Source organism: Vibrio sp. 10N.261.55.A10, from assembly GCF_041470825.1.
Lineage (GTDB): Bacteria > Pseudomonadota > Gammaproteobacteria > Enterobacterales > Vibrionaceae > Vibrio > Vibrio crassostreae_C.
On the sequence record NZ_JBFRNC010000033.1, the window covers coordinates 54,519 to 78,652 of the forward strand.

Genomic DNA, 24,134 nt, shown 5'->3' on the forward strand with positions numbered 1-24,134 from the left:
TGACTACGATAATCAGGTTAATCAGTGCGTAAATGCGAGCGTTAAAAATCATAATATTCGAGTTTTCTCGTTTATTGTCTTCAGTAAATGTCTACATCTCTAGTGTTATCACACAAATCTGCCGCATGACAAGGGAAATGTCATTCTTTTTTCACATTAAAATACCATTCCACCAAGCTATATAACAACCTTATCGCTTTGGTGAGCAACGAATATCCAGAGCGAATACTTTTAAATCAAAGACAAAGGAAAGTTATGGGACTCGCGATAATTCATAGCCGAGCTAGTGTGGGTGTAGAGGCGCCAGAAGTGACCGTTGAGGTGCATATAAGCAACGGAATGCCTGGCTTCACGCTGGTGGGTCTACCTGAAACAACGGTCAAGGAATCTAAAGACCGAGTGAGAAGCGCGATCATCAATTCTCGCTTTGAGTTTCCATCGAAAAGAATCACGGTCAATCTCGCCCCAGCCGATTTGCCCAAAGAAGGTGGCCGTTTTGACCTGCCCATCGCGCTTGGGATTTTGGTGGCGTCAGATCAGCTTCCGACATCAAAAATAGCTCAACATGAATTTATCGGTGAGTTGGCATTGTCAGGAGAACTTCGCTCGGTAAAGGGCGTTTTGCCTGCGACGTTAGCCGCCGACAGTGTAGAGCGATGCTTAGTTGTCCCACATCATAACGGTGATCAGGCTGCGCTGGTGGGCAAGGGAGCGCATAAATCTGCACAAACCTTGTTGGAGGTTTGTGCTGACATGTGTGGACAGGCTCAGCTTGGGCTATATAGAACGGAACATCATCAGGCTGATGTTTCAGTGCTTCGCGACCTACAAGATATTATCGGCCAACAACAAGGCAAGCGAGCTCTAGAGATAGCCGCTGCTGGGAATCATAACTTATTGTTTCTTGGCCCACCCGGAACCGGAAAAACTATGCTCGCTTCTCGACTGCGTGACCTATTACCTGAAATGAGTGATGACGAAGCGATGGAAACCGCGTCGGTGGCCTCGTTAACGCAACAAGAAATCAATCAATACAACTGGAAGCAACGACCTTTTCGCTCTCCTCACCATTCCAGTTCAATGGCGGCATTAGTGGGTGGTGGTTCGGTGCCTCGCCCCGGAGAGATCTCTTTAGCGCATAACGGCTTATTGTTCTTAGATGAGATGCCGGAGTTTGAGCGCAAGGTGCTTGATTCATTACGAGAGCCACTAGAGTCGGGCGAGATCATTATCTCCCGTGCTGCGGGCAAGACTCGTTTTCCTGCGCGTTTTCAATTGGTCGGTGCACTTAACCCAAGTCCAACGGGTTATTACGAAGGTAACCAGGCGCGCGCCAACCCACAGATCATCCTGCGTTACCTCAATCGCTTATCTGGGCCCTTGCTGGATAGGTTCGATATGTCATTGGAGATACCTCTGTTGCCAAAAGGAATGTTGGCCGAAGGCGGTGATCGCGGTGAAACCACTCAAGTAGTTAAGCAAAGGGTTAGGCAGGCGCGAGAGTTAATGCTATCTCGCAACCATAAATCGAATGCACTGTTAGGTAGCCGAGAAATTGAGAAGTATTGCCCACTGCGACGCGAAGATGCAGAGTTTCTTGAGACAGCACTACATCGCTTGGGTTTATCGATTCGTGCTTATCATCGAATTATTAAGGTGGCACGAACCATTGCCGACCTTGACGGTAACGAGCAGATCGAAAAGAAACATCTATCAGAAGCGCTAGGCTATCGCGCGATGGATCGCTTGCTGAAACAACTCACGGCTCAAGCTGTCTAGCAAGCAGAAAAAGCCTGCTTAGATGCAGGCTTTCGTTGGATTGCAGTTCATACTCGCTAAGGTTAGAACTTGTAGTTCAAGCCAACTGAAACTATATATTGAGACTCGTCGTAGAAGGTAATGTTCGAGTCGCTGGTGCCGTAGCCTGCCAGTGAAATAAACGACCAGTTTTCCCAATCCATGAATTGATCATACTCATAGGCGGCGAATAGGTTGATATTGTCGTCGCTGCGTTTCTTGTCGTAGATCGGGTTGCTCGCATCGTAAGAGCGTTGGCTGTAACCCGCTGTTAGTGCGTACTGGTGACGCCCCATGCCACCAAACAAGCTTACCTCACCACCGAATTGGTCGTAAGATTCAGCTTTACCATCAGCATCACGTGTTTGGTAGATGACGGATGGAATAAGCATCATGGTACGACTGAGTGGCAGGCGATATTGACCTTTCAAGTAGAGAGTATTGGCATCTCGTTTGAGCTCTTGATCTTGAATATCATCCTTGTCGACATCTTTGGTCGCATAGGCCATGTCTAGCGAGAAAGCTGAGCCCGCAATGTTGCTTAGCTTCAAACGAAACGCATTGCCAGTTTCATCGGTCTTGGTGCGAGCTGATGTGGTGTTGTATGGATCAGCCCAAGTTTCACCAGACATAATGGTTGGCAGCAGTGAAGCGTCGATCACCATGCCTGACTCAAGTTGGTATTTGTAACCGACTTCGAGAACTACAGTACCTGTTGCTACATCATCTCGCGCGGTACCTGTGTATACCTGATGGTTTAGCTTTTCACCAAAGGTATAAGCAACACTACCTAAAGGAGCAACCAGAAAAGAGCTTTCCGAAGAAGCCTTCTGATCTGTGGATGAAAGATTGCTATCAGCATCGGTATTAAAGTTCGAGGTGGAAGAGGTAACCCCGGTATTGAGAGAGATTTCACCACTGAAACCTTGTTGGTCTGCAAGCTTGGCAAAAGCGGGAGAAGCCGCAACGCTCAATGCCAAGAGAGTTATTTTTATTTTCATTCAAGGGCTCCTTGCCCACCGGTTCTTAGGACGGGTTATTAATAGCAGTAAAGCTTTAAACTTCCAGGTTAATTATTTATCAATAATGATTTTTGAACTAGCAAAAAAAAAGGAAGCCGAAGCTTCCTTTCATCAATGGCTTACTTCTTTAATAAGAAGTTCACGAGCTCGAAGTACTCATCAAGAGAGTTGATACCTTGAGCTTCTACTAGGTAGCGGTTGTTAACCACAACAGCGGGTACACCTGAAAGGCCGCTGTCTTTGAATGCTTTGTCGAAGCGACGAACCATAGAATCTACAGCAAAGCCGTTATACGCAGCATCGAATTTCTTCGCATCAACGCCTTCGTCTAGGAAGATTTGACGCAGTTCTTCTTCATCACGTGGTGGCTTGTTCATTGTGTGGATGCGGTTAAACATCACTGGCACCATTTTATCTTCAACTTTCAGTGCAATCATTGTCGCGTAAGCTTTGCTCATTGGCAGACCCATGTTGCCACCCATGAATGAAACATGGTTCTTCTGTAGCTTAGCGTCTTTAGGTAGCTGTTGTTTTAGCTGCTGGATGATTGGCTCAAAGCTATTACAGTGTGGGCAGTAAAAAGAGAAGAACTCTGTCACCATTGGTTTTTTTGATGCTTCTAGGTCGAGAACTTTGTAGTGTTCACCTTCGTTAAATTTCGCAGCGTGAGCGGTAAGGCTCAACATGATCAATGAGAAAAATGCGAATAGCTTTTTCATTTATCCAATCTCCATTATGTTTGAATTTTTATCTAGTTGTATGTTGCGATTGCTGTTACCACTGAGGCATTAACGAAAGTGGTGGCTCTTGCAGGGTAGCAATTTGCTCTTTACAAGCAAGTACTTGTTGCTCCCAATATTTCGGATCATTAAACCACGGGAAGGCCAGAGGAAACGCAGGATCGTGCCATCGTTTCGCCAACCATGCCATGTAATGCACCATACGTAGACCGCGTAGTGGTTCGATTAGTTTCAGTTGTGCGGTATTAAAATCGCAAAACTCTTGGTAACTCTCTAGCAAAATATCCAGTTGCATCAGCTTATCTTGGCGCTCGCCATTGAGCAGCATCCACAGATCTTGTATCGCAGGGCCGTTACGTGCGTCATCAAGATCGACGAACATTGGCCCATCGCGCCACAAAATATTGCCAGGGTGGCAGTCACCGTGCAGGCGGATATTCTCAATGTTGCTCGGCCACTGGCTCTCTAGCTCTTTGATCAGAAGGTCAACGTCATTGAAGAAGGCATTTTCTAGGTGCGTCGGGATAAACTGAGAGTTCTCTAGAATCTTACGTGGCTGATAAAGGTATTCATCTAAGCTGATGGTCGGGCGATGCTGGAATGTTCTTCCCGCGCTGGCTTTATGAATACGACCAAGAAAGCGTCCTACGCCTTCCAATTGATCTAGATTGTCAACTTCATACTGTCTGCCGCCAACACTTTCAAATAGTGCAAATAGGTAGCCTTGGTATTCATGTAAGGTTGCACCGTTGATTCGCATTGGAGGCGCAACCGGCATCTCTTGTTCGATAAGCTCGAGTGCGAAGTCATGCTCTTCTTGGATCTGTGCCTTGTTCCAGCGTTGTGGACGGTAAAACTTAACGACGTAGCGCTTACGGTCTTCATCGGTGAACTGATAGACACGGTTTTCGTAACTGTTGAGAGCGAGAAGCCCGGATTCAGCGCGAACTCCGATGCTCTCCAGTGCGTACCACATGAAGTCAGGAGTCAGGTTATCAAAGTTAAAGGCTTGCATCGTCATAGAATAAAAAAGGCTCATTACTGAGCCTTTTTCCATTTATTGGGTTGTTATACCAAGCACTAAGGTGCGGGTATCAGAGCTTCTTGATAAAGCGGCTTTCGACTTCCATCGTAAACTCTTCATTATCCGAGAGTATAAACTGAATTGTCGAAACTGGTGAGCTCAGTTTTTCTGGGTCGGCGCCTAAACTGATAGGTAGGTTCAAAACCTCGCCTGGATCGACAGTAATCGTCTGTTTACCATACCAGATAGAATCGGGCAGTCCGCTAACACCGAGTTTGTACTCTTGCTCTTGTTGAGTCTTGTTGATCACTTTCAAGGTGTAGGTGTTTTCAACCAACCCTTGGTTATTGACTCTAAACAGTTGGTTTCGGTCACGCAGAACACTTAGGCCGGCAGGATCAACGCTCGCGATTTGGGCGAAGAACAAGCCCAGCATCACGATCAAGATAGCGCCATAGCCCAACAGCTTGGGACGCATTACCTTGGTCGAGTGACCTTCAAGTCTGTGCTCGGTGGTGTAATTGATCAGGCCTTTCTCATAGCCCATACGCTCCATCGTGTTGTCACAGGCATCAATACACGCGCCGCAGTTAATACACTCGTATTGCAGGCCGTCACGGATATCGATACCCGTAGGGCACACTTGTACACACAGATTACAGTCAATACAGTCGCCTAGACCAAGCTCTTTTGGATCGGCTTTACGAGAGCGAGGGCCACGGCTTTCACCACGTTCTGTGTTGTAACCCACGATGAAGGTGTCTTTATCGAACATTGCCGACTGGAAACGCGCGTAAGGACACATGTGCAGACAAACAATTGAACGCATCCAACCCGCATTGGCATAAGTACATCCAGCAAAGAACAGTACCCAAAACACCGGCCAGAAAGACGAGTTAAAGGTAAAGAAGCCAACCACTAACTCTTTGATTGGGATGAAGTAACCAACAAAGGTTAAGCCCGTCGCAATGGCAATCGCCCACCACGCAATGTGTTTGAGGGTTTTTCTGAGGATTAAATTGCTCGTCAGTTTGCCCGAGTCTTGTTTTCTTCGCTTATTGGCAGCGCCTTCTAGCTTCTCTTCGAACCAGATATACATGAAGGTCCAGACGGTTTGCGGGCATAAATAGCCACACCAGACGCGGCCTAAGAAGGTGGTTATGAAAAACAGGCCAAACGCGGCAATCATAAATAGGATCGCGAGTAGGGTCAGATCTTGCGGGTATAAGGTGGTGCCAAAGAAGTTGAACTGTTGGCTGCCGATATCGAGCAAGATCGCTTGACGTTCACCAAAGGGAATCCATGGGATAAGCGCAAAAAGTAAAAGTAAGAACCAACCGCCATAGCGACGCAGTTGTTGGAATTTACCTTTGCTTTCTCGAACATAGATTCGGTTACTTGGGTTAAATCGATCTCCATTACCTTTATGTGTTTTCGGGTTAAAGGTTTTAGGAGTCACATCTTTGATATCGATTTTATCCTGACTCATGGACTATCCTTTTTGTGGCTTGTTTGCCCGGTTAAGTCGGGCATGACGACATTACTTGAAAGTATGGTTTAGAGAACCTGTTGAAATTGAGCTTGGTGCATTTGTTGTTATCGCACTCACTCTTATTATTTTAGAAGATTCTTATGGATGGCGATTATAACGACAATCTTGTTCTCATTTCTTTAACGCTATCAACCTTTAACAACAAAAGTCATAACAGTTGTGACGAAAAAATAGCGAACAGAAACAAAAAAGCGACCTGGTGGTCGCTTTTTAAAATTGAGTGTTTTATCTATACGGCAATTGAGCTCTAAACTAACGGGCGACTAAAGAAGGCCACGTGCTTTTAGAATTGCGGTTTTGAAATCATCTTCTTGGTCTTTTTTCAGGCCCGGGATCATCTCATCTTTTTCGCTGTTGCGCATTTTTAGGTGATAGATAAGAACATCGTCAGTCAGTTCTTCAAGCTTGCCTTGGTAGCCTGCTTCTTTTGATAGCTTAATGATGAACTCTAATAGGTTAAGCTCTTGATCTTTCTGCCACTCAGGCTCCATCAGTTCAAGCAGTTCTTCAATGCGGTGACACTTCATACTTTATTTCTCCACAAATTTTATAATGATTTGTGGCTAAGGTATCAAATCGGGTAGGGAATACCAATGTGTAAACACATTTCAAGATGGGAGCGGGCAAGAAAAAAGCGCAGTAAAAACTGCGCTTTTTGTTAAGCGGCTTTAATCACTTTCGTTGTAGTCGGTGCTAATAAAGCAGTCTTCTCAACTAGAGTCATTGTAAGAGCCAATTTCTTAGCCGTTGGAGCAGCAACAAAGCCACTACGACGACGCATCGCACTACGGTTGGTGTGCGAGAACCTGACAGCTGTTGGGCGCATTAATTTACCTAACGGTCAGGCATATCCATTGCCAATCTAATGGCCTGATTTACCATGAGCTCCACCTCAATTGCTTGAAGCGTCACTCGTCTGGCTTTCGCCAATCCGAAGAATAAATCAGGATAATGATATGCATGCATATCAAGGCTTAGATTATCACTATCTAAGTTATCGATCGACGCCTGAGTGATAAATAGACGATATTAGAGCTAAAATAGTGTGAGCAGTATATTTGAGTTTGAACCTCTTTCAGGCTTAAGATGATGCTTTAAAGGAGGTGCATATGTCGTTCTTAAAGAAAACGTTAGCAAGTTTTGGAATTGGATCTGCCAAGGTGGATTCTGTATTGCAACAGGAAGTGCTTTATCCAGGCAAGAAGGCGAGCATTATTGTGCATGTCTATGGTGGCGCTCAGCCACAAGAGATCGACAATATCGATCTCAACTTGTGCTGTCGTTACGTCAAAGAAATTACTATGAATTCGCAAAGGCAAGAGGGCGGTCAAACACGTCGAATGCACCAGACATACTCGTTGGCCAAATGGAGCCTGCCGTATGCCTTTGTTATTCAGCCGGGTGAAACCCGTGATTTTGAATGTGAGTTTGATGTCCCGCTGAACACACCTGTCACGATTGGTGATTCAAAGGTGTGGCTAGAAACCGGGCTCGATATTGCGATGGCGATTGATCCATCGGATAAGGATATTTTAACGGTTCGCCCAGATGCACTTCTTGATGGTATTTTTAATGAACTAGAAGCTCAAGGTTTACGCATTCGCCAAGTTGAGTGCGAAGCAGTAGAGGGCTTTGAACTGCCATTTGTTCAAGAGTTTGAGTTTGTCCCTACCACTGGTCCATATCATGGCCGCTGGCGTGAACTGGAAGTGGTTGCTCATCGTGATGAAACCGAGCTTAAGTTGTGGTTTGAGATAGACCGTAATCGCGATGGTGCAAAAGGCATGTTGGCGAGCTTGTTAGGCATTGGCCAACTGCAGCGTCAATTGAGTGTGCCATTGGATACGTCACCACAAGATGCGGGCAAGATGGTACTTGAGTATCTAGACAACGCATCTTAGTTAGCTCTTTGGTTCTGTAGCTTTAGAGACCTTAGCTTCATCACACCGTTTAGGCGTTATTAATGTCATAAAAGATGTCATAAAAATTTAAGCTTACACGTGTAAGCTTAATGTGCAATACTAGGCAAATCGAACATTTACTCTAGTAGGATAATCATGTCTGCATCATCGGCGAGCGAATACAGTGACATCGAAGAACGCGCCAATGCGATAACCCATGGCTTGGGTGTTGTGCTTGGCGTGGTTGGTTTAATCCTGCTGCTGATTCGTGCGTTTGACCATCAAGCCGACATACTGACTATTGCGAGTATGGCGGTATATGGCAGCAGTATTATCCTACTCTTTCTCGCTTCCACGCTTTATCACTCGATCACCACAGAAAAGACCAAGCGATTACTGAAAACTCTCGATCACTGTGCGATCTACTTATTGATCGCGGGCAGTTACACGCCATTTTTATTGGTGAGTTTAAGAACACCATTGGCGATGGGTTTGATGGCAGTGATTTGGGGTATCGCGCTAGTCGGAATCATTATGAAGATTGCCTTCGTCTACCGATTTAAGCGTTTGTCATTGGTGACTTACTTGGCGATGGGTTGGTTATCGCTGATTGTGGTTTATCAACTGGCGATGAATATCGAGATGGGTGGTTTGGTGCTACTAGCACTCGGTGGCGTGATTTACTCGTTGGGTGTGATTTTCTATGTGGCAAAACGCATCCCTTACAATCATGCCATCTGGCATTTGTTTGTGTTGGCGGGCTGCGCTTGCCATTTCTTCGCTATTTATTTGTACGTGACTCCGGTTTAGCGAGCCAGTACCTCAGTAATCTCAGCTTTAATCTGATATTCAGGGTGTTGTTCTAGGTCGAGCTTGATGAGCTTGCCTTCTTCACCCGTCTTTGGTCGTAGGTATGTGTCGGCCATTCGTTTGATTGATTTCCACACAGCAACTTCTTCTTCTGCCAACAACTCACCTTCTGCAGTAAATACGCTGATGTTAAGTGATACCAAAATGACCGCTTGAGTGCCTTGGTTAGTGATGGCTGTCGGAATGATAAGCTCACCATCTTCATAGCGACTTGCACCCAGTACAACATCCACTCCTGACTGAGACAGCTGTAAGCTTGGCTTTTTACTATTAACCACAATCGTAGTGCCACGCGTGTTCGTTGCGACAGGTACGGCTACGACAGGCACTGCAGTCTCTGATGTTGTCGTTGCTGCTTCCGTTTGCTTTGGTGCCACGTATTGCCAAGTAAAATCATCTTTGAGTAACACTTGCTTGCCATCAGGCAAGGTGACCATTTGATCAGCAAAGGCAGAACTTACGAATACTGAGTTTGCGAGCAATGCGCTAGCGAGAAGTACGTATGATTTCATCTGTGTTTCCTTGATTTTTTGCTTGGTTAACGTCGCCAAAAGGCTGGGAAAAATAGAACAATGAGCGTCAATATCTCGAGTCGCCCCATTAGCATTCCTAAACTTAGCAACCATTTAGCGGCGTCTGGCAGTGGAGCAAAGTTCCCGGTTGGACCGATAACGCTGCCCATACCAGGACCAACGTTGGCAACGGCTGTGATAGCGCCAGATATACTGGTCACGGGATCAAGCCCCATCGCGCTCAAGCCACCTGCAATTAAGATAATCGTAATAAAGAACATCAAACCAAATGCGACTAGTGAACGCACAATATCGTCATTCACCGGTCGCTGATTGTAGCGTTGAACAAACACGCCCGACGGGTGAATCAGTTTCATCATCTGCTTATTAAGCATGGTCATCGCGATCTGGAAGCGGAAGATCTTGATACCACCAGAGGTTGAACCTGAGCACGCGCCCGCCATCATTAAAAAGGCAAACAGCGTGGTAGGCAAAGCGCCCCACGCGGTGAAATCTTCTAAGCCAAAACCGGTTGTGGTTACGACTGACACAATGTTGAACATCGAAACACGCATCGCATCCATGACTGTGTAGCCATCTCTAACCACCAACCATGTCGATATCACGGCACTGGTGACCAAGAACAGGTACGTGAAACCTCTCACTTGCGCGTCTTTGTAGAGGATTGAGAGTTTTCGGCCTCGCAGTGCGCTAACAAACAGTAAGAACGGCAGGCCGCCAAGGAACATGAACAGTGTTCCCACCCAGTGAGCACTGTTGGAGAAGTGGTTCATCGATCCATCTGAGGTTGAGTAACCCCCCGTCGACAGTGTTGTGAACGCGTGATTGATCGCGTCAAAGATGCCCATGCCTGCAAACAAATAGCTAATGATGCATAAACCAGTCAGAACCAGATAAACCGCCACGATGTTCTTCGCGACGGTTTTTGCTCGTGGGCTGCTTTTATCTGACCAGTCGGATGATTCTGTTTGGAACAGGCGCATACCACCAACGTTGAGCATTGGTAGAACCGCTACCGCCATAACGATAAAGCCGATGCCACCTAACCATTGCAGTATAGAACGCCACAACAGAATGCTTGGTGCCATGCTGTCTAAGCCGCTTAATACGGTTGAGCCTGTCGTGGTGATACCTGACATGGTTTCGAAGTAGGCGTCCGTAAAGCTGATGTGGTTAATGAATACAAAGGGCAGGGCGGCAAAGGCGCTGGCAATTGTCCAAACCAAAGAGGTGATAAGGAACATGTCCCGCACCCCAAGTCGGAACTTAGCGGAGCGGCCCAAGCTCAAGCAGATGAACGCCACAATGTGCGTGATCACTACCGATTGACCAAACTCGAGGAAGCCACCGGTGCCAGTAAAAAAGGCAACCAATGTGGGGATGTACATGAAAAGGGCGAGTTTTGATAACACTAACCCTATCACTAATAATATCGGACGAAAGTTGACCATAGCTTAATAGACCATAGCTTAATAGACCATAGCTTTAATTGATTACAGCTTTGTGCCGGAGCGCCGTTCTCACAAAAGAAAGTTGCGAGAAGAAGCTCACGAGAACAAGGCTATAAGAAGAACGGGCTCGGTTGGAATAGAGACTCAACATCCGGTACGTATTTCTTGTCCACTAGGAACATCACTACGTGGTCATCCTGTTCGATTACGGTTCTATCGTGCGCGATAAGTACTTCTTCTCCGCGAACAATCGCACCAATAGTGGTGCCCGGTGGTAACTTGATGTCGCCAATCGCTCGGCCAACCACTTTAGAGGTGGTTTCGTCACCGTGAGCAATCGCTTCGATCGCCTCTGCAGCGCCGCGACGTAGAGAGGATACGTTTACGATATCAGCACGACGAACGTGAGTAAGCAGCGCAGAAATGGTCGCTTGCTGTGGCGAGATAGCAATATCAATCACACCACCCTGAACAAGGTCTACGTAAGCACCACGCTGAATCAGTACCATTACCTTCTTGGCACCCATTCGCTTCGCCAGCATGGCTGACATGATGTTGGTTTCATCTTCATTGGTTAGGGCGATGAACACGTCCACTTGATCGATGTTCTCCTCGGTCAGCAGCTCTTGATCGGCGGCATCACCACAGAATACGATGGTGTTTTCTAATTCTTCAGACAGCTTCTCGGCGCGAGTGTAGCTGCGCTCGATAAGCTTGATACTGTAGCTCTGCTCAAGGCGTTTTGCCAAGCTTGCACCAATGTTACCACCACCGACAATCATGATGCGGCGGTACGGTTTCTCTAGGCGCTGTAGCTCACTCATTACTGAGCGGATGTGGTTACTCGCTGCGACGAAGAACACTTCATCATCGGCTTCAATGATGGTGGTGCCTTGTGGACGAATAGGGCGACCTTGACGGAAAATAGCGGCAACACGGGTATCAATGTGCGGCATGTGCTCACGCAAAGCAGACAATGCGTTACCAACCAGTGGACCACCGTAGTAGGCTTTTACTGCTACTAGGCTAACCTTCTGTTCAGCAAAGCTCACAACCTGCAGTGCGCCTGGGTATTGAATCAGGCGCTCGATGTAGCTGGTCACTAGCTCTTCGGGTGCGATCAGGTGATCGACTGGGATGGCACCTGATTTGAATAACGCTTCTTTCTCTTCTAGGTATTGAGGAGAGCGAATACGAGCAATTCGGTTCGGCGTATTGAAAAGAGAGAAAGCAACCTGACACGCAGCCATGTTGGTTTCATCCATGTTGGTTACGGCAACCAACATGTCGGCATCTTGCGCACCCGCTTCACGTAGTGTGTTTGGGTGGCTGGCATAACCGTTTACAACCCTAAGGTCGTACTTATCCTGAAGTTCACGAAGTCGGTCAGCATTACGGTCGACAATGGTGATGTCGTTGTTTTCACCAACCAGGTTTTCAGCAAGGGTACCGCCAACTTGTCCAGCACCTAGGATAATGATCTTCATAGCCTTTCTCTTTTCTTTACCGTGGTAATTCTAGTTATCTAACTTTATTTTGATAATGCACTAGAAAGAAACAGCGGCTAAGAAATAAATTCTTAGCCGCTGTTAGTTGTTATGCCTGTTTTACTAGAACTGCGTAGTAGAAGCCATCCATATCTTCTTCTCCAGGTAGTATTTGACGACCCGGATTTTCGATATCAGACCCAACCAACGTAGCGTTCTCAGTGCGTGCTAGGAATGCTTTCACTTGCAGCACGTTTTCTTGCGGCGTGATAGAACAAGTCGCATAAACCATGGTGCCGCCTTCTTTCAGCTGACGCCACATTGCATCCATAATCTCGCTTTGCAGTTCAGCCAGCGCATCAATGTCAGACGCACGACGTAGCCACTTGATGTCAGGGTGACGGCGAATGACGCCAGTCGCTGAACAAGGTGCATCAAGTAGGATACGGTCGAACTTATCACCCATCCACCACTCTTCTGGGTAGCGAGCATCACCACAAATTACGTCGGCACGCAGTTGTAGACGCTCAAGGTTATCGTAGACGCGGTCTAGACGTTTAATGTCGCAGTCAATCGCAACCACTTCAGTGTCTTGAGTGTGCTCAAGAATGTGTGCCGTTTTACCACCTGGCGCAGCACAACAATCTAAGATCAGCTCACCATCTTTTGGTGTTAGGTAGTCAACCGAAAGCTGAGCGGCAGCGTCTTGCACTGATACCCAACCTCTGTCGAAGCCAGGAAGCAAAGTAACATCACAAGGTGCAGCTAATTTTATGGCATCGGCTGCTTCTGGGTGCAATGTGTATTCAATGTTTTCGTTTTTAAGTAGTTCAACATACTCGTCACGAGTGTGGTGTTGGCGGTTAACGCGCAGCCACATTGGTGCCTTACTGTTGTTTGCTTCAACCAGTTGCTCCCATTGATCTGGGTAGCTCTCTTGAAGCATTTTTAGAATCCAGCTTGGGTGGCCGTATTTGCCTGCATTGTGACTAACGGCTTTCTCGTCCAGTTCTTCTTGGTCACGTAGGTAGCTACGTAGCACAGCGTTGATCAAACCACTCAGGCTTGGACCACGCAGTGTTTTAGTGCCCTCAACCGTTTCAGCAACCGCGGCATGTGAAGGGATACGCATGAAGCTTAGTTGGTAAATGCCCACCAAGATTAGGTGGTGGAATACACGCTTTTTACCTTTAAGCGGGTTTTCCATCAGTTCGTTAGCGATTGACTCTAAACGAGGCAGGTAACGAAGTGCGCCGTAGCAAATCTCTTGCAGTAGAGCATGGTCTCGTGGACGGATCGTTTTTTGAGCCGCAGGGAGAGCGTGTGACAGAGAGTGGCCTTTATCGACAACTTGGAATAGGACATTTGCAGCAGCAGCGCGAACATTCATGAGGGGTACCGAATATTTATTTGAATACATGAGGGCATCTCTGCCCTCGTAAAGGTTTTCTAAGCTGCGTAATTAGCAGCTTTAAAAGCGGATTAAGAAAGTTGTGTACCAACTTCAAACCAGCTTGCACGTGAGTTCAAGATATCCTGAACTGACATGGCTTTTTTACCTGGAACTTGCAGTTGTTCAAGAACAAGTACGCCTTGCCCTGTCGCAACATAGATACCAGTTTTATCCGCTTGCAGAATGGTACCTGCAGGCTTATCAGAAGTTTGCTCTGCCACACGGCTTTGCCATACTTTAATGCTGTTCTCAGCAGCTTCAAAGTGACTCATTGGCCATGGGTTGAAGGCACGAACGCAGCGCTCAATATGCGCAGCTTCATCACTCCAGTTGATACGCGCTTCTTCTTTGCTTAGCTTCTTCGCGTAGTTCGCAAGCTCATCGTCTTGCTTTTCTGCAACTGCTTTGCCAGAAGCGATGTCCGCTAGACATTCAACAAGCGCATCAGGGCCAAGGCCCGCTAATTTCTCGTACATAGATGCGCTAGTATCTGTCGCTTCGATAGGCAGCGTCGCGATACTTAGCATGTCGCCAGTATCTAGGCCGATATCCATCTGCATGATCGTCACGCCTGTCTCTTTATCACCCGCCCAAATAGAGCGTTGAATCGGAGCAGCACCACGCCAGCGCGGTAGGATAGAGCCATGTACGTTGATACAACCTAAGCGAGGCGTATCTAATACAACCTGCGGAAGCAATAAGCCGTAAGCGACAACAACCATGATGTCAGCGTTCAATTCAGCTAGCTCTTGCTTAGCCTCATCTGACTTGAAGTTTTCTGGTTGGTAAACCGGAATATTGTTTTCAAGTGCGATGTTTTTTACTGGGCTCGCAGTGAGTTTTTTACCGCGGCCTGCTGGGCGATCTGGCTGTGTGTAAACAGCAACAACTTCATGCTCCGAAGACAACAACGCCGCCAAGTGACGGGCGGCGAAATCCGGAGTACCTGCAAAGACAATTCTTAAAGACTGACTCAAGGTAGGCTTCCTTCTAATTTAGTAATAGCAGCGGTTATTAACCTTGTTTCTCGTTGAAACGTTTAATCTTCGCTAGCTTATCTTGGATACGTTTACGCTTTAGTGGCGATAGGTAATCAACAAACAACTTGCCTTCTAGGTGGTCAAGTTCGTGCTGAACACAGATAGCCAGAAGGTCGTCAGCGTCGAATGTGAATTCGTTGCCGTCACGGTCTAGTGCTTTAACCGTTACTTCTGCAGCGCGAGGTACTAGAGCTCGAGCGCCTGGTACAGATAGGCAGCCTTCTTCGATTCCATCTTCGCCGCGCTTCTCAGTAATTTCAGGGTTGATAAGCACCATTGGCTCATCACGTGTTTCTGAAATATCGATAACAACGATGCGTTGGTGGAAATCTACTTGCGTTGCCGCAAGGCCGATACCTTCTTCGTCGTACATGGTTTCAATCATGTCATCAACGAACTTTTGAATCTCTGGGGTAACTTCTTTTACCGGTTTCGCCACGGTACGTAGACGATCATCTGGTAATGTTAATACTTGTAATACAGACATATACACTCGAAATATTGAACTGTGCCGAAACAGCTTAAACCTTGTTGGCTCAATTCTAGACATTTTAGAGGTCAAATGACAGCATCCTGAAGGTAATTCTCCAATCAGATGTCATATATTCAGACCAAGGAACCTAGGTCATGCGTCATTTATTGCCTGCTTTATCTCTTATTTGTGCCTCGATTTCGTTCGCCGCTACGGCTGAAAATAGTGAGCAACCTTTAACCATTAAACAGGGCGCACCTGAGGCGTATGTGGTGGTTAAGGGCGATACTTTGTGGGATATCTCTGCGATGTATCTCGATAGTCCATGGTTGTGGCCAAGGTTATGGCAGGTCAATCCAGAGATAGAAAACCCTCATCTCATTTATCCCGGAGATAAACTGTCTTTGGTTTGGATTAATGGCGAGCCTGTATTGAGCCTCAAGCCTGTTATCAAACTTAGCCCCAAGATTCGTGTTTCTGAGAAGAAAGCAGTACCTACCGTCAACGAGGGACTGGTTCTACCTTATTTACAGTCTGATCGCTTGGTAGAGCAGCAAGATATCGAATCGGCACAACGAGTATTAGGAACCAGTGATGGTAAACGTTTCTTATCGGGTGCAGACCGGTTGTTTATCTCAGGTAACCAACAACATCAAAAGTGGGGTATCTACCGCGCAGTTGAAACCTACCAACGGCAGCAACCCCAAGCGAGTATTACCTCTTTGCGACTGGTCGCCACGGCGCGCTTGAGAGAGGTGGATGCTGAGTTCAGTAGTTTACAGATAGAGACTCAATTACAAGAAGTACTGCTCAACGACCTCGTGTTACCGGAACTTGGCGTTGATCAGGTGAAGCTCTCAACCACGTTTTATCCTGCGCCTAGTGCTGCGGGTCAGTTTGCTAATATTTTGGGTTCGTTAGATGGCAGCCAATACAGCGCAAAGAATCAGGTTGTGGTTATTAACAAAGGCTCGCAAGACAATCTTCGCCAAGGCTCTATGTTTACCCTCAGCGAAAGCGGCGCGGTGGTGTTTGGTAAGCAAGGCGAATACAGCTACAAAGAGTCTGCGGCGAGCGATAAGGTGCAATTGCCAAGTACCTCGCTGGGTAGCTTGATGGTCATTCGTCCTTATGAGTATTTTAGCCTCGCGTTGATCACTCAGAGCTCTAAGCCTGTTAGCAAGGGCATTCTGGCAGTATCGCCTTTGGATCTTGCTTTGACAGAAGAGGTTAAGGGCACCGAGTGAATGAGCAACAACTGAGTGCTTGGCTAACTCTAAGTTTTGTTCCTCAATTGGGTGGCAAACGCCTTTCTCGCCTGCTGAGTATCGATTCCCCTTCGAACATTGTTGGCTACTCAAGCCAGCAGCTGCAAGTGATGGGTTTATCAGGCAAACAAATTTCTTATCTAAGAGAGCAAGCCCCAAGAGAAGTGGAGGCTTGCTTATCATGGCAAGCAAAACAGCCTAACCATCACATCATTACCCCTAATTGCCCACATTATCCCAAACTGCTTAATGAGATTGCCTCTGCGCCCAGTGTTCTTTTCGTTAAAGGTCACGTTGAAAAACTGATCGAGCCTCAAATCGCGATGGTCGGCAGCCGCAATGCCAGTATTGAAGGACTGCAGACCGCCAAGTCCTTCGCCAAAGAGTTTGTCCAAAACGGTTTAATTGTCACCAGTGGCTTAGCTTTAGGTATCGATGGCTATGCTCATGATGGTGCTCTAGATAAAAGAGGGGAAACTTTTGCAGTGTTGGGGTCTGGCTTGGACTCCATTTATCCTGCCCGCCACCGAAATCTAGCTGAGAGGATCTGTGAGAACGGAGCGCTGATTTCAGAGTTTCGACCGAGTGCTAAACCAAGACCTGAACATTTCCCCCGTCGTAACCGTATTATAAGTGGCTTGTCGTTAGGAACCTTGGTGGTGGAAGCGGCTGAGAAGAGTGGCTCTTTAATTACCGCTCGCTATGCCATGGAGCAAGGTCGAGAAGTGTTTGCGCTGCCCGGTTCTATTCATAGCCCAACCAGTCGCGGAGGTAACAGTCTCATCAAAGCTGGAGCATGTTTAGTGCAAAATGCTCAAGATGTTCTGATTGAAATAAAGAGTCTGTTAAACTGGTCTATCGATCAGCAGCCGAGCTTATTCGAACCTACGCCGAATGAGGGTGAAAATGAACAATTGCCATTTCCACAGCTGTTAGCTAACGTAGGATTAGAGGCGACACCCGTTGATATTTTGGCACAGAGAACCCATATACCTGTGCATGAAGTCATGATGCAGCTTTTAGAGCTTGAGCTCTCAGGGCATGTTGTTGCAGTTTCCGGTGGCTATATTCGAAAGGGGAGAGGCTAAGCTATGATGATGGACATACTGATGTACTTGTTTGAAACCTACATCCATAGCGATTCTGAATTGCAGGTGGATCAAGACGAACTTGAAGATGAACTTCTTCGAGCGGGGTTTCACCAAGATGATATTTATAAGGCTCTCCATTGGTTGGAAGACCTTGCTGCACTGCAAGATACCGATAACCAAGCGGCGATTACTATGTGCTCTAATACCTCGATGCGTGTTTACACAAGTAAAGAGATATCACGTATTAATATGGAGTGTCGTGGTTTCTTGTTGTTCCTTGAGCAGATCAACGTCCTCACGACAGAGATTCGTGAAATGGTGATTGATCGTGTCATGGGGTTAGAGACCAATGAATTTGAGTTGGATGATCTGAAGTGGATTATCTTAATGGTACTGTTCAATGTACCGGGTAATGAAAGTGCTTACACGCAAATGGAAGAGCTGTTGTACACCAAAGAGCAAGGTATCTTGCATTAATACAGGCTTATCATGAGTAGTAAGATTGATAATCAGCTTTTTTCAGCACATGAACATGCGTTAGAGCATGAACCATGTCCACAGTGTGGTGGGGAGCTTCAGCTTCGCCATGGTAAGCACGGCCCATTTTTAGGCTGTAAGCAGTATCCGAGCTGTGATTACATCAAGCCTCTTCATCAAAATGATGGTCATGTGGTGAAAGAGCTGGGCGTTCCGTGTCCTAAATGCCAAAACGAATTGGTATTAAGGCAAGGTCGCTTTGGGATGTTCATTGGCTGTAGCAGTTATCCAGAGTGTAATCACATCGAATCTTTGGACCAACCGAAAGAACAACCTGAAGAGCAGCCACTTGTTGCCTGCCCTGAGTGTGGTCGAGGCCACTTGGTTGAGCGTAAATCTCGCTATGGCAAAACCTTCTATGCGTGTGATAACTACCCTAAGTGTAAGTTCGCCGTTAATCAGCCACCTGTTATAGGTCGTTGTGAACAGTGCCAGTTCCCGTTGTTACTTGAGAAGAAAACAGCCAGTGGTACCAAGAAGCAATGCGCTGATCGCAAGTGTCACCACATTCAATCTCAATAACTCGATATTATAGACACAAAAAAACGGCGCTCACTGAGCGCCGTTTTTGTATCCAATAAACTTTTTATATCAATAAGCCAATGTAGGCTTACTTCATCTGCTCAGCAAACTCATGCACAGCAGGGTAGGCTTGCTTATCAAGAATCTCAGCCAATGAGCACAAAGCTCTTTGTAATTCTGCGTTGTAGTCAGCGCTCACGTTAATGTGACCCATCTTGCGACCTGCACGCTTTTCTTTGCCATACCAATGAACATGACAACCACCTTGAGCAAGAATAGCCTCAGGAAGAGTATCTTCGCCAAGAATGTTGATCATTGTGGTTGGACGAATCAGTTTAGTGCTACCTAGTGGCATGCCACACACTGCACGTAGGTGGTTTTCAAACTGACAAGTCTCTGCGCCTTGTTGCGTCCAGTGGCCCGAGTTATGAACACGTGGTGCAATCTCATTAACAAGCAGTGAACCTTGAACATCAAAGAACTCAAGTGCTAGCACGCCAACGTAATCTAAACGCTCAGCAATGGCAGTGAACATGGCTTTAGCTTGCTCTTGCAGTTCAATGTCATCAATCGCTGTCGATAAGCTCAACACGCCGTCGGTGTGAACATTCTCAGCCAGTGGATACACTTGAACCTCGCCATTGGTATCACGAGCACCAACCAGTGATACTTCGCGGTCAAACGGAACAAACTCTTCAGCCACAATCGCTTGGTTGTCGGTCGCGGTAATGCACTCAGCCATTTCTGCCCAAGTCGCGTCAACATTGTCTAATGTCTTTAAGCGCCATTGGCCCTTGCCGTCGTAGCCGCCAAGTGTGCTCTTCAACACCATTGGTAAGCCAACGTGAGCAATTGCAGCGTCAAAGTCTTCGCGAGAGTTAACCACGTAGTACTTAGCATTCTTCACGTTCGCTTCGTCTAACAGGGCTTTTTCAAGACGACGGTCACCGCCAGCTTTGATTGCTTCTGTTGTCGGTAAGAACTTACCGCTGCGCTCACACACCTCAAGTACATCGTGAGGAATATGTTCGAATTCAGCAGTAATGACGTCCGCACGCTCAATCGCATTTTCTAAGCCGTTACCTAGAATCGCTTGCGTTAATGGGTGAACAATATTTTTGCTGCCAACATCAAAAGCAGAAATTTCAATATTCAGCGGTGCCCCAGCTAGGGACATCATGCGAGCAAGTTGGCCCGCGCCTAACACAAGAACATGCATGGAAATTAGTCCTCTGCAGGGTTTGGATTAGCCAAAACCGTTTCTGTTTGCTCAGAACGGAATGCTTCTACTTTTGCCATTACTTCTTCATTGTGTGTACCAATGATTTGAGCCGCTAGGATGCCTGCATTGGCAGCGCCAGCTTCACCGATAGCCAAAGTACCTACCGCGATACCTTTTGGCATCTGCACGATAGAAAGCAGAGAGTCCATGCCTTTCAGTGCTTTAGACTGAACTGGAACACCCAGAACTGGTACGCTTGTGAAAGCAGCAGCCATGCCCGGAAGGTGCGCTGCACCGCCAGCACCAGCAATAATTACTTTAATACCGCGCTCTTTCGCACTGGTTGCGTAGTCTGCAAGCAACTGAGGTGTGCGGTGAGCAGAAACCACTTTTGTTTCGTACGCCACGCCAAACTGATCCAACATTTCTGCAGCTAGCTTCATTGTTGGCCAATCAGATTTAGAACCCATGATAATACCGACAGTCATCTCAAACTCCTTCAGGTACGATTTAATTAGTGATTAGATATTTTGCGCGCATTATACGGGTAAAATTACTTAAGGAAAACGTTTGCGTCAGTCTAAGTTGTTAATTGATACATTTTATAAACAAATAGCTTTAGTCACAGTGAATGATAATTTGTACACTTAGCGAGTTCGATAACTGACTTAATGAGGCAACCCGTGGATAACTTTCAACATACATTGCAGGCATTACAACAAGGTGAAGTCATTGCTTACCCGACCGAAGGCGTTTTTGGGGTTGGTTGTGATCCTGATAATCCACATGCCATCAAGAAATTACTCGAGTTAAAACAGCGTCCAGTTGAAAAGGGCTTGATCTTGATTGCTGCAAGTTACGAGCAGCTGCTTCCTTATATTGATGAAAGCCAGTTGACGGAAGAACAGTTGGTAACAGTGAAAGCGACATGGCCAGGTCCGGTCACTTGGATTATGCCAACCAGCAGCAAAGTTACTGACTGGGTCAGCGGCCAGTTTGATTCCATCGCGGTACGAGTGACGGATCACCCTTTGGTTCAAAGAATGTGTAATGAGTTCGGCAAGCCGTTAACCTCTACCAGTGCCAACCTGACTGGCGAGCCGCCTTGTATGACGACTGAAGAAGTTAAGCAGCAACTTGGCCAACATTTGGTGGCTATTTTAGAAGGTCAAACGGGTGGTCGTGAGAAGCCAAGCGAAATTAGAGATGCAAAAACGTCGAAAATATTAAGACAGGGCTAAACCCTGCAAAGGAAGTAAGATGTCAGCAATTGATAAAGAAGCAGTAAAACAGTTTTTACTGAGTCTACAAGATTCGATTTGCCAGCAGCTTGAGCAAGCTGATGGTACTGCACTGTTTGAAGAAGATGCATGGGAGCGTGAGCCTGGCGAGCGCCTTGGTGGCGGTGGTCGAACTCGTGTGATGACCAACGGTGCGGTATTTGAGCAAGGTGGGGTTAACTTCTCTCACGTAGCGGGTAAGGCTATGCCTGCCTCAGCTACAGCTCATCGACCTGAATTAGCCGGACGTAAGTTTGAGGCGATGGGGGTTTCATTAGTTATCCACCCTAAAAACCCATATATCCCAACCTCACACGCGAACGTTCGATTCTTCATTGCGGAAAAAGAAGGGGAAGACCCGATTTGGTGGTTTGGTGGTGGTTTTGACTTAACGCCATTTTATCCTGTCGATGAAGATTGCCAATCTTGGCATCAAACTGCTAAAGATCTTTGTGCGCCGTTTGGTGATGATGTTTATCAAGAACACAAAGAGTGGTGTGATAAGTACTTCTATCTTCCTCACCGAGACGAAACACGTGGTGTTGGTGGTCTGTTCTTTGATGACTTAAATGAGTGGGGTTTCGATAAGAGCTTTGCTTATATGCAGGCTGTCGGTGAAGGTTTTGCTGCGGCGTACTTACCTATTGTCGAGCGTCGCAAAGATACACCTTATGGCGAACGTGAGCGTGACTTCCAACTATACCGTCGTGGCCGCTATGTTGAATTCAACCTAGTTTACGACCGTGGTACCTTATTTGGCCTGCAAAGCGGTGGACGCACAGAGTCTATATTGATGTCGATGCCGCCGTTGGCTCGTTGGGAATATCGCTATGAACCGCAAGCGGGCTCACCAGAAGCTCTGCTTTATAGTGACTACCTCAAACCTCGAGTTTGGTAGTTCTTCCTTCCTTATAGGGATAGTGATAGGGTCATCTATATAGATGACCCTTTTTATTATTTCTGTTAGGTAAGGATATGACACAGCAAGTAGATCGTTATGCCGTTTTCGGTAATCCTATTGGGCAAAGCAAATCGCCATTCATTCATACATTATTTGCTCGCCAAACCAGCCAACAACTTACCTATACAGCATTACAGCCAGAGCACGGTCAATTTATCACTGCTGCCAAAACCTTTTTCAGCGAAGGTGGTCGAGGGTGCAATGTCACAGCGCCTTTTAAAGAAGATGCCTATCAGTTAGCCAATCGCCTAACTGAGAGAGCTGAACTAGCTGGTGCCGTAAATACCCTTAAGAAGTTAGATGATGGAGAGATCATTGGTGATAACACCGATGGTGAGGGCTTAGTTCAAGACCTGCTTCAACATCAAGTCACGCTAAAAGGAGCACGTGTTCTTCTTCTTGGCGCTGGTGGTGCTGCGAGAGGAGTGATTCAACCTCTTCTCGACCAAAAGCCACAACAGCTGGTGGTCGCTAATCGAACCAGCTCCAAGGCTGAACTTCTGGCTGAGATGTTTTCGTCGCATGGCAACATCAAGGGGATGGGGCTAAGTGATGTTAATGAAGGCTTTGATGTCATTATTAACTCTACCTCATCTGGTCTAAGCGGGCAGCTTCCTGAAGTGTCTGAGGTGATTTTCAATTCTACTAGCGCCGTTTATGACATGGTTTATGGATCTGGAACGACGGTATTCAATCAATGGGCATTAGATAATGGTGTTCATGCTGCTTATGATGGTTTGGGTATGCTAGTGGGGCAGGCAGCAGAAAGCTTTATGCTTTGGCGTGGTCTTCGTCCGGGAACAAAACAGATTTTAAGAGAATTACGTAAAAATCTAGAGATGTAATGGGGTGTTTATAAAAAATGAATCAATCAATTCTATTTCCTGATATCCAAGATTGGGATGAAGAGAGCCGAACAATCACGTTCCCAGCACAACAGTCGGGCGCATTGATTGAATGTGTCATGTCTATTGAGGAATTATCAAGATTGGCAGGTAAAGATATAGAAGAAGGCGATCAAGCTTTAGTTATCTTTTCAGAGTTACGTTTCGATATTGAAGAGCTAGCGGAAGAGTTAATAGAAGAAGAGGAGTATGACTCCTCTAATCGGATTCAGATCAAAGCGCTTTAAACTGGAAGCACAGAGTCTAGATAGTCGTTTTTATTCTGAACATAGTTGTCAGCTGACTTCTGTAAAAAGGCACGCTCCTTATCATTTAATGGGCGTGCTTGTTTTACCGGGCTTCCTACATATAGATAACCGCTCTCAAGTACCTTGTTCGGTGGCACTAAGCTACCAGCACCAATCATCACATCTTCTTTAATAACCACGCCATCCAACACGATAGCTCCCATACCAACAAGTACACGATCTTCAATCGTGCAGCCATGCAGCATTACTTTATGGCCGATAGTGACATCATTACCTATTAATAGCGGGTAACCCTCAGGGTTTTCTGCATTCTTATGGGTGACGTGCAAAACGCTGCCGTCTTGGATATTCGTTCTATCTCCAATATGAATGTGGTTCACATCTCCTCGAGCTGCAACCAAAGGCCACACGCTAGAGTCGTCACCGATTTTGATATCCCCAACCAGTACCGAACTTGTATCTATATAGACACCTTGTCCAATCTGAGGGGATATTCCTTTATAACTGCGCATTGAACTCATAAATCCTCCTTTATATAGGCACCTTAAGCCCTTAATTAAGAGGAATACTAGTGAAAATGGGGTGCTTTGAACAAAAAACGCTCGAACAATCAAAAAAGTAAGAAAAACTTCAAAAAGGGCTTGCCAGTGTGATCGAAATCTCTATAATGCGACCTCGTTGAAACGGGAAGGCTTCGTAAGAAACCAAAACGAATCAGCAGGTCAAATTAGCCAAGCTAAGCGCTTGAAAAAAGTTTT

26 protein-coding genes are annotated in these 24,134 nt (G+C 46.4%); 11 read left to right on the top strand and 15 right to left on the bottom strand.

What is annotated here, in order from left to right; translation table 11 throughout:
- Nucleotides 1-255 precede the first annotated feature (255 nt).
- Entirely contained in the window at nucleotides 256-1,779 is a 1,524-nt protein-coding gene (locus tag AB4274_RS11895; RefSeq protein ID WP_017058783.1) for a YifB family Mg chelatase-like AAA ATPase, read from the top strand.
- Nucleotides 1,780-1,841: 62 nt separating this feature from the next.
- On the opposite strand, the gene AB4274_RS11900 is transcribed toward AB4274_RS11895, so the two are convergent.
- The 6 genes from AB4274_RS11900 to AB4274_RS11925 all read right to left on the bottom strand — a co-directional run bounded on the left by AB4274_RS11900 (nucleotide 1,842) and on the right by AB4274_RS11925 (nucleotide 6,961).
- A complete protein-coding gene (locus AB4274_RS11900) occupies nucleotides 1,842-2,798 on the bottom strand; it encodes a DUF2860 domain-containing protein (protein ID WP_065584153.1) in 957 nt (318 codons plus the stop codon).
- Nucleotides 2,799-2,938: 140 nt separating this feature from the next.
- Nucleotides 2,939-3,538 (bottom strand): thiol:disulfide interchange protein DsbA/DsbL, encoded by a 600-nt coding sequence (locus AB4274_RS11905; RefSeq protein WP_017063015.1) that lies wholly within the window; start codon nucleotides 3,536-3,538, stop codon nucleotides 2,939-2,941.
- Between the two features lie 55 nt (nucleotides 3,539-3,593).
- On the bottom strand, nucleotides 3,594-4,580 hold the full coding sequence (locus AB4274_RS11910; protein ID WP_017058781.1) for a serine/threonine protein kinase: 987 nt from the start codon (nucleotides 4,578-4,580) through the stop codon (nucleotides 3,594-3,596).
- A gap of 73 nt (nucleotides 4,581-4,653) precedes the next feature.
- Nucleotides 4,654-6,072, bottom strand: coding sequence for a cytochrome c oxidase accessory protein CcoG (gene ccoG, locus AB4274_RS11915; protein WP_017058780.1), 1,419 nt, complete (start codon nucleotides 6,070-6,072; stop codon nucleotides 4,654-4,656).
- A gap of 326 nt (nucleotides 6,073-6,398) precedes the next feature.
- Entirely contained in the window at nucleotides 6,399-6,662 is a 264-nt protein-coding gene (locus AB4274_RS11920) for a YihD family protein (protein WP_009848104.1), read from the bottom strand.
- Nucleotides 6,663-6,793: 131 nt separating this feature from the next.
- Nucleotides 6,794-6,961 carry a hypothetical protein gene (locus tag AB4274_RS11925; RefSeq protein ID WP_372112120.1) on the bottom strand — a complete coding sequence of 56 codons (168 nt, stop codon included), beginning with the start codon at nucleotides 6,959-6,961 and terminating at the stop codon, nucleotides 6,794-6,796.
- Between the two features lie 283 nt (nucleotides 6,962-7,244).
- Here AB4274_RS11925 and AB4274_RS11930 point away from each other — a divergent pair, with 283 nt between their 5' ends.
- Together AB4274_RS11930 and AB4274_RS11935 are read left to right on the top strand one after the other, a co-directional pair.
- A complete protein-coding gene (locus AB4274_RS11930) occupies nucleotides 7,245-8,036 on the top strand; it encodes a sporulation protein (RefSeq protein ID WP_017058778.1) in 792 nt (263 codons plus the stop codon).
- A 156-nt stretch (nucleotides 8,037-8,192) separates the two neighbouring features.
- The gene (locus AB4274_RS11935; protein WP_017063010.1) at nucleotides 8,193-8,846 is read left to right on the top strand and encodes a hemolysin III family protein; all 654 of its coding nucleotides are present in this window, start codon (nucleotides 8,193-8,195) and stop codon (nucleotides 8,844-8,846) included.
- Here AB4274_RS11935 and AB4274_RS11940 read toward each other — a convergent pair.
- The 6 genes from AB4274_RS11940 to def form a co-directional block, all read right to left on the bottom strand.
- Nucleotides 8,843-9,418, bottom strand: coding sequence for a DUF3157 family protein (locus AB4274_RS11940; protein WP_017065828.1), 576 nt, complete (start codon nucleotides 9,416-9,418; stop codon nucleotides 8,843-8,845). The genes AB4274_RS11935 and AB4274_RS11940 overlap by 4 nt on opposite strands.
- Nucleotides 9,419-9,444: 26 nt before the next feature.
- Entirely contained in the window at nucleotides 9,445-10,890 is a 1,446-nt protein-coding gene (locus tag AB4274_RS11945) for a TrkH family potassium uptake protein (protein WP_372112122.1), read from the bottom strand.
- Nucleotides 10,891-11,000: 110 nt separating this feature from the next.
- The gene (gene trkA / locus AB4274_RS11950; RefSeq protein ID WP_004735766.1) at nucleotides 11,001-12,377 is read right to left on the bottom strand and encodes a Trk system potassium transporter TrkA; all 1,377 of its coding nucleotides are present in this window, start codon (nucleotides 12,375-12,377) and stop codon (nucleotides 11,001-11,003) included.
- Nucleotides 12,378-12,486: 109 nt separating this feature from the next.
- The gene (gene rsmB, locus AB4274_RS11955; protein ID WP_017058774.1) at nucleotides 12,487-13,767 is read right to left on the bottom strand and encodes a 16S rRNA (cytosine(967)-C(5))-methyltransferase RsmB; all 1,281 of its coding nucleotides are present in this window, start codon (nucleotides 13,765-13,767) and stop codon (nucleotides 12,487-12,489) included.
- A 92-nt stretch (nucleotides 13,768-13,859) separates the two neighbouring features.
- On the bottom strand, nucleotides 13,860-14,807 hold the full coding sequence (gene fmt / locus AB4274_RS11960; protein ID WP_017058773.1) for a methionyl-tRNA formyltransferase: 948 nt from the start codon (nucleotides 14,805-14,807) through the stop codon (nucleotides 13,860-13,862).
- A gap of 37 nt (nucleotides 14,808-14,844) precedes the next feature.
- Entirely contained in the window at nucleotides 14,845-15,357 is a 513-nt protein-coding gene (def, locus tag AB4274_RS11965; protein ID WP_017058772.1) for a peptide deformylase, read from the bottom strand.
- A gap of 140 nt (nucleotides 15,358-15,497) precedes the next feature.
- On the opposite strand from def, the gene AB4274_RS11970 reads away from it, so the two are divergent.
- From AB4274_RS11970 to AB4274_RS11985, 4 genes are read left to right on the top strand one after another with little or no spacing between them, the layout of a single operon-like run.
- On the top strand, nucleotides 15,498-16,589 hold the full coding sequence (locus AB4274_RS11970; protein WP_102321075.1) for a LysM peptidoglycan-binding domain-containing protein: 1,092 nt from the start codon (nucleotides 15,498-15,500) through the stop codon (nucleotides 16,587-16,589).
- Entirely contained in the window at nucleotides 16,586-17,698 is a 1,113-nt protein-coding gene (dprA, locus tag AB4274_RS11975; RefSeq protein WP_017071760.1) for a DNA-processing protein DprA, read from the top strand. Before AB4274_RS11970 ends, dprA begins: the two co-directional genes overlap by 4 nt.
- Nucleotides 17,699-17,701: 3 nt before the next feature.
- Nucleotides 17,702-18,178: a DUF494 family protein gene (locus AB4274_RS11980; protein ID WP_029235095.1), complete on the top strand. Its 477-nt coding sequence runs from the start codon at nucleotides 17,702-17,704 to the stop codon at nucleotides 18,176-18,178.
- 12 nt (nucleotides 18,179-18,190) lie between these two features.
- Nucleotides 18,191-18,760, top strand: a complete 570-nt coding sequence (locus AB4274_RS11985; protein WP_017063003.1) for a type I DNA topoisomerase — start codon at nucleotides 18,191-18,193, stop codon at nucleotides 18,758-18,760.
- An 88-nt stretch (nucleotides 18,761-18,848) separates the two neighbouring features.
- Here the strand turns inward: AB4274_RS11985 and AB4274_RS11990 are convergent, their stop codons facing one another.
- A complete protein-coding gene (locus AB4274_RS11990) occupies nucleotides 18,849-19,979 on the bottom strand; it encodes a 5-(carboxyamino)imidazole ribonucleotide synthase (protein WP_372112124.1) in 1,131 nt (376 codons plus the stop codon).
- Nucleotides 19,980-19,984: 5 nt separating this feature from the next.
- Nucleotides 19,985-20,470, bottom strand: a complete 486-nt coding sequence (gene purE, locus AB4274_RS11995) for a 5-(carboxyamino)imidazole ribonucleotide mutase (RefSeq protein WP_004735777.1) — start codon at nucleotides 20,468-20,470, stop codon at nucleotides 19,985-19,987.
- A 195-nt stretch (nucleotides 20,471-20,665) separates the two neighbouring features.
- Between purE and AB4274_RS12000 the strand changes: the two genes are divergently transcribed.
- From AB4274_RS12000 to AB4274_RS12015, 4 genes are all read left to right on the top strand, one after another.
- Nucleotides 20,666-21,223 carry an L-threonylcarbamoyladenylate synthase gene (locus AB4274_RS12000; RefSeq protein ID WP_371725277.1) on the top strand — a complete coding sequence of 186 codons (558 nt, stop codon included), beginning with the start codon at nucleotides 20,666-20,668 and terminating at the stop codon, nucleotides 21,221-21,223.
- A gap of 19 nt (nucleotides 21,224-21,242) precedes the next feature.
- On the top strand, nucleotides 21,243-22,160 hold the full coding sequence (gene hemF, locus AB4274_RS12005; RefSeq protein ID WP_372112126.1) for an oxygen-dependent coproporphyrinogen oxidase: 918 nt from the start codon (nucleotides 21,243-21,245) through the stop codon (nucleotides 22,158-22,160).
- A 77-nt stretch (nucleotides 22,161-22,237) separates the two neighbouring features.
- A complete protein-coding gene (gene aroE, locus AB4274_RS12010; RefSeq protein ID WP_017067739.1) occupies nucleotides 22,238-23,068 on the top strand; it encodes a shikimate dehydrogenase in 831 nt (276 codons plus the stop codon).
- Between the two features lie 17 nt (nucleotides 23,069-23,085).
- The gene (locus AB4274_RS12015) at nucleotides 23,086-23,355 is read left to right on the top strand and encodes a DUF1488 domain-containing protein (RefSeq protein ID WP_017058764.1); all 270 of its coding nucleotides are present in this window, start codon (nucleotides 23,086-23,088) and stop codon (nucleotides 23,353-23,355) included.
- On the opposite strand, the gene AB4274_RS12020 is transcribed toward AB4274_RS12015, so the two are convergent.
- Complete coding sequence (locus tag AB4274_RS12020) at nucleotides 23,352-23,897, bottom strand: gamma carbonic anhydrase family protein (protein ID WP_017081755.1); 546 nt, start codon at nucleotides 23,895-23,897, stop codon at nucleotides 23,352-23,354. The genes AB4274_RS12015 and AB4274_RS12020 overlap by 4 nt on opposite strands.
- Nucleotides 23,898-24,134: the final 237 nt, after the last annotated feature.